The organism is Rhodococcus sp. JS3073 (assembly GCF_026810085.1).
Taxonomy (GTDB): Bacteria; Actinomycetota; Actinomycetes; order Mycobacteriales; family Mycobacteriaceae; genus Rhodococcus_F; species Rhodococcus_F wratislaviensis.
In genome coordinates, this window is sequence record NZ_CP113951.1 from 4,821,848 (window position 1) to 4,834,637 (window position 12,790).

The 12,790-nt window shown below is 67.3% G+C and carries 13 protein-coding genes and 1 pseudogene; 11 read left to right on the top strand and 3 right to left on the bottom strand.

Features of this window, described 5'->3' with window-relative positions; genetic code table 11:
* The first annotated feature begins 19 nt into the window (after positions 1-19).
* Positions 20-949: a D-isomer specific 2-hydroxyacid dehydrogenase family protein gene (locus tag OYT95_RS21810; RefSeq protein ID WP_268789030.1), complete on the top strand. Its 930-nt coding sequence runs from the start codon at positions 20-22 to the stop codon at positions 947-949.
* Here the strand turns inward: OYT95_RS21810 and nac are convergent.
* Entirely contained in the window at positions 943-1,860 is a 918-nt protein-coding gene (gene nac, locus OYT95_RS21815) for a nitrogen assimilation transcriptional regulator NAC (RefSeq protein WP_328286563.1), read from the bottom strand. The two genes, OYT95_RS21810 and nac, sit on opposite strands and share 7 nt — an antisense overlap.
* A gap of 270 nt (positions 1,861-2,130) precedes the next feature.
* Between nac and OYT95_RS21820 the strand changes: the two genes are divergently transcribed.
* From OYT95_RS21820 to OYT95_RS44460, 9 genes and pseudogenes are all read left to right on the top strand, one after another.
* Entirely contained in the window at positions 2,131-2,961 is an 831-nt protein-coding gene (locus tag OYT95_RS21820; RefSeq protein ID WP_268789032.1) for a LamB/YcsF family protein, read from the top strand.
* The gene (locus OYT95_RS21825) at positions 2,949-3,671 is read left to right on the top strand and encodes a 5-oxoprolinase subunit B family protein (RefSeq protein ID WP_268789033.1); all 723 of its coding nucleotides are present in this window, start codon (positions 2,949-2,951) and stop codon (positions 3,669-3,671) included. Before OYT95_RS21820 ends, OYT95_RS21825 begins: the two co-directional genes overlap by 13 nt.
* Complete coding sequence (locus tag OYT95_RS21830) at positions 3,664-4,707, top strand: biotin-dependent carboxyltransferase family protein (protein ID WP_268789034.1); 1,044 nt, start codon at positions 3,664-3,666, stop codon at positions 4,705-4,707. The genes OYT95_RS21825 and OYT95_RS21830 overlap by 8 nt, the downstream gene beginning before the upstream one ends.
* A complete protein-coding gene (locus OYT95_RS21835) occupies positions 4,704-6,053 on the top strand; it encodes an MFS transporter (protein WP_128640774.1) in 1,350 nt (449 codons plus the stop codon). Before OYT95_RS21830 ends, OYT95_RS21835 begins: the two co-directional genes overlap by 4 nt.
* An 89-nt stretch (positions 6,054-6,142) precedes the next feature.
* On the top strand, positions 6,143-6,910 hold the full coding sequence (locus OYT95_RS21840; protein WP_037242694.1) for an SDR family oxidoreductase: 768 nt from the start codon (positions 6,143-6,145) through the stop codon (positions 6,908-6,910).
* Entirely contained in the window at positions 6,907-7,971 is a 1,065-nt protein-coding gene (locus OYT95_RS21845) for a zinc-binding dehydrogenase (protein ID WP_037242692.1), read from the top strand. Before OYT95_RS21840 ends, OYT95_RS21845 begins: the two co-directional genes overlap by 4 nt.
* Before the next feature lie 140 nt (positions 7,972-8,111).
* Positions 8,112-9,320 (top strand): aspartate transaminase, encoded by a 1,209-nt coding sequence (locus OYT95_RS21850; protein ID WP_037242690.1) that lies wholly within the window; start codon positions 8,112-8,114, stop codon positions 9,318-9,320.
* 34 nt (positions 9,321-9,354) lie between these two features.
* Positions 9,355-10,026, top strand: coding sequence for a 4-carboxy-4-hydroxy-2-oxoadipate aldolase/oxaloacetate decarboxylase (locus tag OYT95_RS21855; RefSeq protein ID WP_037242687.1), 672 nt, complete (start codon positions 9,355-9,357; stop codon positions 10,024-10,026).
* A gap of 64 nt (positions 10,027-10,090) precedes the next feature.
* Positions 10,091-10,222: pseudogene (locus tag OYT95_RS44460) on the top strand (glutamate dehydrogenase); the annotation flags it as partial.
* A gap of 145 nt (positions 10,223-10,367) precedes the next feature.
* Here the strand turns inward: OYT95_RS44460 and OYT95_RS21865 are convergent.
* Entirely contained in the window at positions 10,368-10,523 is a 156-nt protein-coding gene (locus OYT95_RS21865) for a hypothetical protein (protein WP_268789035.1), read from the bottom strand.
* Positions 10,524-10,754: 231 nt separating this feature from the next.
* On the opposite strand from OYT95_RS21865, the gene OYT95_RS21870 reads away from it, so the two are divergent.
* Positions 10,755-11,681 (top strand): AraC family transcriptional regulator, encoded by a 927-nt coding sequence (locus OYT95_RS21870; RefSeq protein ID WP_268789036.1) that lies wholly within the window; start codon positions 10,755-10,757, stop codon positions 11,679-11,681.
* Here OYT95_RS21870 and OYT95_RS21875 read toward each other — a convergent pair whose 3' ends face one another.
* Complete coding sequence (locus tag OYT95_RS21875) at positions 11,682-12,785, bottom strand: NAD(P)-dependent alcohol dehydrogenase (protein WP_128640777.1); 1,104 nt, start codon at positions 12,783-12,785, stop codon at positions 11,682-11,684. It lies immediately after the preceding gene.
* Positions 12,786-12,790: the final 5 nt, after the last annotated feature.

Consider the following 12,790-nt stretch of genomic DNA (forward strand, 5'->3'; position numbering starts at 1 on the left):
CCGACCAACTCGAAAGACCATGATGCCGAATACCGCAACGCCTCGTATCCACCTCGGACCGAATCCGGACGCCGCCCTGATGCGCGGGATCGAGCGGGGCGGAGGCGTACTCGCTCCGCTCGAGAACGCAGAGGCCGTGGTGTGGGCGCAGGGTCCCGACACGTTCCCGGCGCGGTTGCCGGACTCCGTGCGCTGGGTGCAGCTCCCCTCGGCGGGTGTGGAGCCGTGGATCTCCGCGGGGATCGTCGACTCCGATCGGACCTGGACGTCCGCGGCCGGCGCCTACGCCGCCAACGTCGCGGAGCACGGAGTGCTGCTGCTCCTGGCCGGAGTCCGTGCCCTCACCGAGCAGGTGCGTGCGACGTCGTGGCGGAAGGCCGAATTCGACCCGCAGGTGGGCACCCTGCGCGGGGCGACGGTCGCCATCGTCGGGTGCGGCGGCATCGGTCGCGCGATGATCCCGCTGCTCACCGCGTTCGGGGCGCACGTGCTCGCCGTGACTCGCTCGGGAACCCCCGTCCCGGGTGCCGTCGAGACGCTGCCGTCCGATCGGACATCGGAAATCTGGTCCAGAGCAGATCATTTCGTGATCGCCGCACCGGCGACGGCGGCGACCGCGCAGATCGTCGACAAGGACGCGCTCGCACAGATGACATCGACGGCGTGGATCGTCAACGTGGCGCGCGGCTCCCTCATCGACACCGCGGGCCTCGTCGACGCGCTGAAGGCCGGATCGATCGGCGGGGCCGCACTCGACGTCACCGATCCCGAACCCCTTCCCGACGGGCACCCGCTCTGGACGCTGCCGAACGCCGTCATCACGCCGCACGTCGCGAATCCCGCGACCGGGCTGACAAGGCTGCTTGCCGACCACGTCGCGTCCAACGTCGAACGTTTCGCTGCCGGAACGCCTTTGCTCGCTCCGATCGATCCGACCCGGGGCTACTGAGGTCCGCGTTCGGCTTCCGAACTGGTCCTGATGTAGTTGGCGACGACACTGCGCAGCACCTCGCGTACCGCCTCGGCCGGTCCCGAGAGTGGCTGATTGGCGGGTGTTCCGAGGGAGACCTGGACTTCGATCGACGGTTCGATCCGCCGAAGTTCCAGGTTCTCCACATTCATGATGCGGCGTGCCACCGAATACGGTAATACTGTCGCGCCCAGGCCGTTTCGGACCGCCTGCGCCATCAGGGTCACCGATTCCACTTCGCCGACCACCCGCGCGTGCTCGAAGGCGTGTTCGTAGGCCTGCTCCACCACCTTGCGGATCGTGTGCATCGGGCCCGGCAGCAGCAGCGGCAGGTCGACGAGGTCTTTGATGGCGACGGCCGTTCCGGTGTCACCGGGCAGGCCGGTGCCTGTCGGCGCGACGACCATCAGCTCCTCGGTGAGAAGTCGCTCGAAGTTGACGCCCTTGATCGGCCCGGCGTCGTAGAGCAGCGCCATGTCCATGCGCCCCGTCATCATGGCCTCGCTCAGCACGCCGCCGAAGTTCTCGTTGATGTGCAGCAGGATGCTGGGGTACCGCGACCGCACCGCGGTGAGCAGCGGCAGCGCGATGGAACTCACGGTGCTGTACGGCGCGAGGCCGACGGAGACACCGCCCGCCAGTTCACGCCCGACGACGCTCACCTCCGCTTGAGCGCTCTCCACCTGCCGCAGGATCACCTGCGCGTGCCGGTACAGCGCGCGGCCCGCGTCGGTGGGTTCGACTCCCTGCTTGCTGCGGATCAGCAGTTGCTGACCGAAGTGGGTCTCCAGCGCCGTCATCTGCTGGCTGAGGGCCGGCTGGGCGATGTGCAGAATGTCCGCCGCCCGCGTGATGCTTCCGGCGTCGACGATGCGGACGAATGAGAACAAGCGTCGGGTATCCACGAGCGATCTGCCTTTCTGACGATGCGGCGACGCAAGCACGCCGCGGTTTCGACAAGGTTGCCGGGCGGAAACACCGCTGTAGCCAAGTGCGAGGCGCTGTTCTTCCCTTTTTGCATCGCCGCTGTTCAAACACCATAGACGTTCGTTATCGCCTCACGTAAAACAGGTATTAACCGCCCGAACCGGATCCTGCGTAGCGTCCGTTTACATCGAAAGTTCACAGGAACTGCACCAGCGGTTCCACTGCAGGTCCCCATGGGAGGCACCGTGACTGTCAAGATCGATCTCGTCGCCGACCTCGGCGAGAGTTTCGGCGCATGGACGATGGGCGACGACGACGCGCTGCTCGACGTGCTGACGTCCGCCAACGTCGCGTGCGGATTCCATGCCGGTGACCCCAGGACCATGGACGCGACGGTCCGAGGATGCGTCGCCCGTGGAATCGGTATCGGCGCGCACCCCAGCTTCCCCGATCTGGCAGGGTTCGGCCGGCGCGCGATGGACCTCACCGCGGAGGAGGTCCGCACGGACGTTCTGTACCAAATCGGTGCGCTGCACGCCTTCGCGACAGCGCACGGCACGACGCTCGCGCACATCGCACCGCACGGCCGGTTGGGAAACCTCGTCGCCACGCGGGAGGATTACGCACGCGCCGTCGTCGACGCGGTGGAGGCGTTCGACCCGCGGCTGATCGTGCTCGCCCAGGACGGTGAACTCGCCGACCATGCCCGTGAGCGTGGGATTCGCGTCGCCATCGTCGCCATCGTGGACCGCGCGTACCGCTCGGACGGCACCCTGGTGCCGCGGTCCGAGCCCGGTGCCGTGATTCACGACCAGGATGCGCTGGTGGCGCGCACGGTGCAGATGGTGACCGAGGGCGTGGTCGAGGCCGTCGACGGCACATGCATCCCGATCGAGGCCGACACGGTGCTGCTGCACGGTGACGGCGCCGACGCCGTACGCAACGCGCGAGCGATCCGGGAGGCGCTCCTGTGTGCGGGCGTCGTCATCGCCCCGGTGACGGAGGTCCTCGCGGCCAAGGAAGCAGCCAAGGAAGAGAAGGAGTCCGCGTCGTGTCCGGCGTGACGTGCATCCGGCCGCGCCGGGAGTTCGTCCTCTCGGATTGCGGAGACTCCGCGGTACGTCTGACATCGCTGTCCCCGGATGCCGAGGAGCGCTGGCAGGTGGTCCACACGGTTGCCGCCGCTCTGGACGCACGCGGCGACGACGTCGCGGTCACCGGCATCATTCCCACGTACGACGCGTTGCTGGTCGAATTCGATTGTGGCGCAACCACCCACGACGCCATTCGTGCGCACGTCGAACGACTGATCGAGCTCCCGGCGGATGCCGCGACGCGTGGCCCGCGGCAGTTCGAGATCCCGGTCGTCTACGGGGGAGAATTCGGTCCCGACCTCGACGACGTGGCAGCACACCTCCAACTCTCACCCGCCGAGGTGATCCGGCTGCACGGCGCAGGCCCACTGACCATGCGCTGCTTCGGTTCCCCGGGCGGCGCCCCGATGCTGGACGGTCCCGCCTTCCCGCGACCCGTCCCACGCCGCACGATTCCGCGGCCGCACGTACCGGCAGGCGCGGTCGCAGTCGCGGGCAGGCAGGCGGTCGTCTCCGCGCGTCCCGCGCCGGGAGGCTGGCCGGTGATCGGTCGGACACCGCTGACCATCGTCGATCCGGCGACCGACCCACTGTCCGACTTCCGGCCCGGCGACACGTTCCTCTTCGTTCCGATCACCGCGGCCGAGTGGTCGACGTACGAGGGGGTTCGTCATGGCTGAATCGATCACCGTCACGACCCCCGGCCTGACCTCGATCCAGGACCTCGGCCGGCTCCGGGCATCCCGGTTCGGCCAGATGACCGGCGGAGCCTCGGACCAGTACAGCACCGACGTGGCGAACGCACTGGTCGGGAGCCCGCGCACGGCACCCCTGCTCGAGGTGGTCGCCATGGACTTCGGCGCCGTCGCGAGCATCGACCTGCTCGTCGCGGTGACCGGTGCCCCGGCGGAGGTACGGGTCGGGGGTGTCACCCGCCCCCAGTGGGAGCCGTTCGTGTGGACCGCGGGCGAAGAACTCACCGTCCGCGGAATCCGCGACGGACTCAGGGTCTACCTCGCCGTGCACGGAACGATCGACGCGCCCTACCTGCTCGGTAGCTGCGCCCCCGACTCGGTTCTCGGTTTCGGCCGGCAACTGACGGTCGGCGAGTCCGTCGCCATCGACGTCGACGGACCGCCGATCGACCACCCGCATTTCCGGATGCCGCTGTTCCGGCTCGGCGCCCTGCCCGCGGCCTTCACCGGATGCTGGACCATCGACGTGACGGATGGTCCGGACGTCCACGAATTCGGCTCGACCTCCGCCCGATTGTTCGAGACCCCCTTCGTCATCGGCGACAACTCGAATCACATCGGTCTCCGCCTCACGCCGACCGATCCGGGCAGCCCCGTTCCCCGGCGGGATCGGTCGACTGAGGTGCTCTCCCGCGGGGTTCCGATCGGTGCGGTCGAGGTTCCGGCCGGCGACGAGATCCTCGTTCTGCATCGTGGACGAGGGGTGACCGCCGGATACCCGGTGCTCGCGGTCGTGACCGCCACCGCTCTGTCCCAGCTCGGCCAGGCACGCCCCGGCCAGGAGGTCCGATTCCGGAAGGTGACCGTCCCCGAAGCCGTGGACGCGTACCGGACACAACGACGCTCGATCGATCTTCTCCGCTCCCGCGTGGCGAACGCGTTCGCCAGCCTTCGGATCCCCCTTCACACAGAAACGACATTTGCCCAGCACAGCTCGGTACCCCAGATGGAGTCAGCATGACCAACGCGATCTCACCCGACACGGCCGGGCACACGGCCGAACACGAGGTGCAACCCCGCCAGCTACGCAAAGTCGTTCTCGCAGGCTGCGTGGGCATCTTCGTCGAGCTCTACGACAACGGCATCTTCGCCTTCATGGCGACCGCCCTGGCCATCGTCTTCTTCGACGTCTCCAAGTCGAGTGACGCGCTGATGCTCGTCTTCGCCGGTTACGCGATCTCGTTCTTCGTGCGACCTCTCGGCGCGGTCGTCTGCGGCATCCTGGGCGACAGGATCGGCAGGCAGAAGATGCTCGTCTTCGTCATCATGCTGATCAGCGTCGCCACCGCGGGAATCGGCATTCTCCCGACCTACGCCGCGATCGGCGTCGCCGCACCCGCGTTGCTGATCCTCCTGCGCATCCTGCAGGGATTCTCCGTGGGCGGCGAGGCGGCGGGAGCCATGACCTTCCTCGCCGAGCACTCACCGGAGGGCAAGCGCGGACTCATCACCAGCTACGCCCAGATCGCGTCCTTCCTGGCGCTGCTCACGGGCACGCTGGTGGCGTTCGCGATGTCACCGTGGCTCAACGAGGCCGCCATCAACGGCGGCGGTCCGGCCAGCTGGGCCTGGCGTGTGCCGTTCCTCGTCGCGATCCCGATGGGCATCATCGGCTGGTACATCCGGCGGGCGATCAGCGACACCCCGAACTTCGAGAAGCTCAAGGCGGAAGGCGGACTGTCCCGCAACCCGTTGAAGGAAGCGTTCGCGACCCCCGAGCATCGCAAGGCGATGCTGCTCGCGCTGTTCATCCCGCTGATGAACGGCTCCGGCTACTACGTGCTCTTCTCCTACATGCCGACGTTCCTCAAGGGCGACAACATCGGCTTCTCGACCGGCACCGCCCTGCTCGTGACCGCGGCGAGTCTCGTGGCGATCTGCGTCGCCATTCCGTTCATGGGTGCTCTCTCGGACCGCGTCGGCCGCAAGAAGGTCATCGCCGGCGCCGCGATCGCCATGGCCATCGGCGCCATCCCCTGTTACGCGCTGATCGCGACCGGCAATTTCGTGCTCGCGGTGCTCGGCGCATGCATCATGGCGGTGATCTTCGCCGGTCACACCGCCGTCATTCACATCCTTATCGTGGAACTCTTCCCCACCCGGGTCCGGTACTCGGCGTACGGGCTTGGCTACAACATCTCCTCGGCGGTCTTCGGCGGCACGGCACCCCTGCTCATGACGTGGCTGATTCCTCAGTTCGGAATCTACGTTCCCGCGGTCTATGCCGTCGTCACCGCGGTGGGAACCCTCATCGCCGTCAGCACCATCACCGACCGGGCGCACGTGCCTCTCCGCGACACGCTCTGACGGACCCAGACTCGGCCCGGTGGTCTCCTGACCACTCGAAGACCACCGGGCTGTACCAACTTTCACCACCAGCAAGGCAAGGGAGCGTTATGCCATTCAACGACTACCGGACGGCACTCGTCACCGGCGCCAACACCGGAATGGGCGCCGCGGTCACCGAGATCCTGACCAAGCGCGGACTGACCGTCTACGGTGTGGCCCGCAACAAGGAACGGCTCGACGAGGTCGCGGCCACGACGGGAATGATCCCGCTCGCCGTCGACATCACAGACATCGACGCACTGAGCGCCGCCGTCGAGGGGCTCGAGATCGACGTGCTGATCAACAACGCGGGAGTATCGGCCACCGGCAACATCCTGGACGCCTCGGCGGACTCGGTCGACGCCATGGTGGACGTCAATCTCCGTGCGGTGCTGCACCTGTGCCGGCTGCTGATGCCGGGAATGGTGGAGCGGGACCTCGGCCACATCGTCAACATCAGCTCCATCGCCGGTCTGTACAACTTCTACGGCCACACCGCCTACCACGCCACGAAGGCCGCGGTGCACCAGATCTCGCGACAACTGCGCAACGACACCATCGGCAAGCGCATCCGTGTGACCGAGATCTGCCCGGGCAGAGTCGAAACCGAGATCTTCGGGCGCAACCTGGGCGGGTCGCCGGAGGCGATGAAGGAGGCGTGGGAGACGTACTACGAAGGCTTCGAATCCATCACGACCAAGGACATCGCCGACACGATCGAGTTCGCGATCGACGCCCCGCGCCACGTCAATCTCGGCCTGATCGAAATCATGCCCACATTTCAGGTGCCGGGTGGACTCGACTTCGTCCGGCGCAACGATCGAGACCCGCGGTGAACACTGCACAGCGCGAGTCCGGCGCTCCGCTGCCCGCCGAAACCCTCGGGGTGGTGGCGCACGCCGCGGGAGACCTGCGCATCGAATCGGTGCCGCTGCGCCGGCCCGAATCGTCCGAGACGGTCGTCGAGATCGCATACGGCGGGATCTGCGGATCCGACCTGCACTACTGGACGCACGGGGCGGCGGGTGAGTCGATTCTGAAGGCGCCCATGCTGCTCGGCCACGAAGTGGTGGGAACGGTGGTGCAGGCCGCGGCGGATGGCAGCGGGCCCGCGGCGGGTGAACACGTAGCCGTGCATCCCGCCACCCCCGGAGGTCGCGGCGCCAGGTTCCCCGAGGATCGTCCGAACCTCTCGCCCGGATGTACGTACCTCGGCAGTGCAGCGCAATTCCCGCACACCGAAGGGGCATTCGCGAAGTATGCGGTTCTGCCGTCCCGAATGCTGCGGCCGCTGCCGCCGGACCTGCCGCTGCGCACCGCTGCCGTCGCGGAGCCCGCCGCCGTCGCGTGGCATGCCGTGGCCCGCGCCGGTGACGTGTCGGGGAAGAGCGCTCTCGTCGTGGGATGCGGACCCATCGGTGCCCTCGTGGTGGCCGTCCTGCGCCGGGCCGGCGCGCGGGAGATCACCGCTGTCGACGTGCACGAATATCCCCGGACGGTCGCACGGGCGCTCGGCGCCGACCGGACCCTGGACGCCGCCGACTCCGAGAGCATCGCGGCCGTCGACGCCGACATCGTCGTCGAGTGCTCCGGTAACCGCTTCGGGCTCGAGTCGGCCATTCGGGGCGCGACGCGCGGCGGCCGAGTCGTCATGCTCGGATTGCTCCCCGCGGGTCTTCAGCCCGCACCGCTCTCCCTCGTCATCACGCGGGAGCTCGAACTCGTCGGTTCCTTCCGATTCAACGACGAGATCGACTCGGTCCTTGCCGCTCTGGCGGACGGCAGCCTGAACGTCGAACCGGTGATCAGTCACGAGTTCGGCATCGCAGACGGCCTCGAGGCGTTCGCCGTCGCGAAGGACGCGTCCACGTCCGCGAAGGTGTTGCTGGCGTTCTGAATACAGCCATGCCGAACGGCTATCACCCGACAAGAAATCGGTCTTGTACAGGCGTGATGCACCCCCGCTAGCCTGGGTGGGAAGGTACCACCCGACTTCCCGGCTTCCTTTCGTTCCCATGCCCTCTACCAGGAGGAACAATGTCCACCTTCGTCCCAGCAGCACGAGTCGACCAGATGCGTGAGTCACCGAGTGTGGCAGCTGCGCAACGGGTTCGCGAGCTCCGGGCGTCGGGGCGTGAGATCCTCGACCTGACCGTCGGAGAGCCCGATTTCGACACGCCGGATCACATCAAGGCGGCGGCCGTCGTCGCGATGGACTCCGGTCTCACCAAGTACACGCCCGTCAACGGAATTCCTGCACTGCGGGAGGCGATCTCGAAGCGGATGCTCGACCGGACCGGTGTCGAATTCGCGGACAACGAGATCACCGTCGGCGGAGGCGCCAAGCAGGTCATCTTCCTGGCACTGATGGCGACGGTGGAGGAGGGCACGGAGGTGATCGTGCCCGCGCCGTACTGGGTGTCGTACCCCGACATGGTGACCGTCCACGGCGGGACACCCGTCGTCGTCGACTGCCCGGAGTCCGACCGGTTCCTGCTCACGGCGGAGAAGCTCGCCGCCGCCATCACTCCCGCGACGAAATGGGTGATCCTCAATGCGCCGTCGAATCCGACGGGTGCGGTGTACAGCGAGCGGGAACTGGCGGAGCTGGCAACGGTCCTCGACCGGAACCCGCACGTGAACGTGCTGTGCGACGAGATCTACGACGAGATCGTCTTCACCGACGCACCCGTGCCGAACCTGTTGTCGACCGCGCCGCATCTCCGCGATCGGATCCTGGTGACCAACGGTGTGTCGAAGGCCTACGCGATGACCGGCTGGCGTCTGGGGTACGGCGTCGGGAACAAGGGCCTGATCGCCGCGATCAACAAGCTGCAGTCGCAGAGTTCCTCCTGCCCGTCATCGATCAGTCAGGCCGCCGCGGCCGAGGCGCTCACCGGCGATCAGAGTTTCGTCACCACGTCCGTCGCGAGCTATCGCGCACGGCGGGACGTCATCTTCGAATTGTTCTCCCGTATAGACGGACTGGAGCCCGTACTGCCGCAGGGGGCGTTCTACCTGTTCGTCGGATGCTCGGGTCTCGTCGGCAAGCGGACTCCCGACGGCACCCTGCTCGAGAACGACCAGGACGTGGTGCTCTTCCTCCTCGACCACGCCTCGGTGGCCACCATCCAGGGTTCCGCATACGGCGCCCAGTCGTATTTTCGGGTCTCGTTCGCCACGTCCGAGGACGTTCTGCGGAACGCGGCCGCCGCCGTCGAGAAGGCCGTCGCGTCGCTCAGCTGACCCACCCGCCCATCACACGACCCACGGAGACACCATGGTTCACGTCACTACCAAGATCGATCGCGCCGACAAGGCCGCGATCGACCGACTCGGCGCCTACTCGGCCGCCACCATCCACGAAGCCCAGGGCCGCAAGGGCGCACTGGATTCGGGGATCAAGCCCATCGATCGCGACATGTCGTTCTGTGGAACGGCCTTCACGGTCGTCTGTCATCCGCGCGACAACATCATGCTTCAGGTTGCCATCAGCTACGCGCAACCCGGTGACGTGCTCGTCGTGTCCTCCGGCGACCAGCCTGCGGGCCAGTTCGGCGACGTGCTGGCCAATGCGTGCGTGGCCCGGGGCATCAGCGCACTGGTCACGGACGGCGGGGTGCGGGACAGCCGGGAGATCCGCGAACTCGGTTTTCCCGTCTTCTCCAAGCACGTGTGCATCGAGGGAACGGTGAAGGAATCCCTCGGCCCCGTCAATCAGCCGTTGGTGTTCGGCGGTCAGATCATCTATCCCGGCGACGTGATCAAGGGTGACTGCGACGGAGTCGTCGTCGTGCGACGTGACGAGGTCCAGTTCGCCATCGACGCTTCCCGCGAGCGCGACGCCGCCGAGGCCACCTACATCGAGCGGTACAAGAAGGGTGAGACCCCGATCCAGGTCAGCAATCTCGCTCAGGTGCTCGAGGCGAAGGGCCTCACCGTCGACCAGTGAGCCGGTCGCTCTCTGCAACCGGGAACTACTCGGCCTCGACGTGGACGTTCTCGTTCCCGCCGCGATGGGCGGCGTCCTGACCGCGGACAATCCCGCCGATGTCCGCGCCCGCATGATCGTCGAAGGCGCCAACGGGCCGACGTCACCCGAGGCCGACGCCATCCTGCAGAGCAACGGCGTCACCGTTTTGCCCGACATCCTGGCGTACGCAGGCGGGGTGGTCGTGTCGTACCTCGAAATCCCTGACGCTGCGGCGCGCTGCCCACGTCATCGATGTGGGGCAGGTAGCGGAGGCGCACGAGGCGCGGGGACTGTTCCCCTGACGACGCTCCACGGAGACGTTATGTCGTGGACACGTGCTCGGAGGATTCTCGGCGGAGGTGATGGTCGTCCTCGCCGGGTGTGTCCGAGCCTCCGGTCAGCTCGTCGAGGAGGATGTATCCCCCGTAGCCGAGGCCGGCAACGGCGAGGACAGCGGCGTACAGCCGGTCGAGCATCAGTTTCTCCGTATCGTCTGCGGAAACCCCCGAGCCGGCCAAGTATGCCCCTGGACCGGCTGTTGCGGGTACTGCCCGACCGGGCAGTTTCAGAACTGTCCTTGACAGCTTTCAAGATAAGGAAACCTTGCAATCGTGATGTGACTCTGGTCTCATTGTGGGATGTCCACCTCTGTCGGCGGCCCAGCGTCTGTCTCTCTCGTAAGCCGAGACGTCGAAGAGGCGCGCCACGTGGGTGGGCGACTGTTCTACCCGCACTCCGTGGAAGTTCTCGGTGATCAGCAGCGCTTCGGCATACACCTCGACGCCGCCGAGTTGGGCCCCGTCACGATGGGCTGGCTGTCCTACGACACCGAGGTCGAGATCGAGACCGGCGAACTCCAGGACTGGTATCAGGTCAATGTGCCGGTGAGCGGCCGGTTGAAGACGAGTTCGGGCGCCGACCGGATCATCGCGACCCCATCGTGCGCCGCCGTGTACCGCGCGGACCGCGGATCGGTGCTCCAGGGCTGGGGACAGGAGACCCGGCGGATCCTGGGGATGAAGATCGAACGCCGCGCCGTCGAGGAGCAACTCGCACTGCTCCTCGGACGTCCGATCCGCAATCCGATCGCCTTCGACCTTGCGCTGGACATCACCACCGGGCACGGGCAGCAGTGGTGGTCCGTGATGCAGGCCCTGTCGGTGCAACTGCGCGACACCGACGCCCTCTTCCGTCACCCGCTACTGCTGGCGCCGCTGACGCAGAGCGTGATCGTGTCGCTGCTCCTGGCATCGCGGCACGACTACAGCGAGCAGTTGGCGGCGACCGTCGCCCCCGCCTGCCCGGCGGTGGTCGAGCACGCCAAGCAGTACATCGAGGCGCACGCGGACGAGCCGTTGACCGCCCTCGAGATCGCCGGCGCGGTCGGAGTGAGTCTGCGGGCGCTGCAGCACGGCTTCCAGACGTCGTTGCACACCACCCCGATGCGCTATCTGCGTGACCTCCGCCTGCGGAAGGTCCGGGGCGACCTGCTGGCGGCCGACCCCGAGACGGCAGGCGTCGCCGAAATCGCGTACCGGTGGGGTTTCAACCACCTGGGCCGCTTCGCGGGGCAGTACCGCGAGATGTTCGGCGAAAGCCCCTCTGCGGCTCTGCGTTCTATTACTTCGCGCTGATCAGAACCGGAGGACCGGTTTGATCGACGCACCGCTGGTCATGTCCGCGACAGCGGTGTTGATGTCGTCGAAACTGTAGTGCGTGACGAGGCGGTCGATCGGCAGCCTGCCCGACTTGACGAGGTCGACGAGCACGGGGATGAGGGTCTGGGTTTCGCTGTCGCCGAGCGTGAGACCCACGATGGTGCGACCCGGGATCATGGCGTTCACGTCGACCGGCACCTCGGTCCCGAAGGCCGGTGCACCGACGATGACGGCCGTGCCGCGAGGTGCGAGCGCGTCGATCGCGGTTCGCAGCACCCCGACGTTGCCGGTGGTCTCGACCGCACCGTCGACGCCACCGGGAATGATCTTCGCGAGTTCCTCGGCGGTGTCGACCTCGGCAGCGTTGATCACGTGTGTCGCGCCGAGTTCGCGAGCGAGATCGAGCCGCGCCGGAACACGGTCGACGACGATCACCTTCGACGCCGGGGTCAGAGCCGCGGCCATGACCGCCGACAACCCGACGGCGCCCGCTCCAGTGACGAGTACGGTCTGCCCCGGGCGGGGCTTCAGCACGTTCCACACCGCCCCGACTCCGGTCTGCACACCGCACCCGAGCGGCGCCAGCACGTCGAGTGGGGCGTCCGGGTCGACCTTGATCGCACTGCGTGCGTCGACGACGGCGTGCCGGGCGAACGACGACTGCCCGAAGAAGTGCCCGCCGATCGGCTCTCCGCCGCGACAGATGGGGCTGGTGCCGTCGGCACGCCCGCCCCCGATCAGGTTGAGCGGCAACCACGTTGCGCAGTACGCGGGGTGCCCGTCGCGGCAGTTGCCGCACGAGCCGCACGAGCTGAACGACAGGAGGACGTGATCTCCGACGTCGACCGTCGTCACGCCGGCGCCGACCTTTTCGACGATGCCGGCTCCCTCGTGCCCGAGCACGCCGGGCAGTGGAAACGGCAACGCGCCCGAGGCCACTCCGAGGTCGGTGTGGCACAGGCCCGCAGCGACGAGGCGAACGAGGATCTCGTCGGGGCGTGGTTCGTCGAGGTCGACGGTGGACACGGTGAACTTCGCTCCGCCGGTTTCGACGACGGCGGCTGTGGTGCTGGTGGTCATGGATG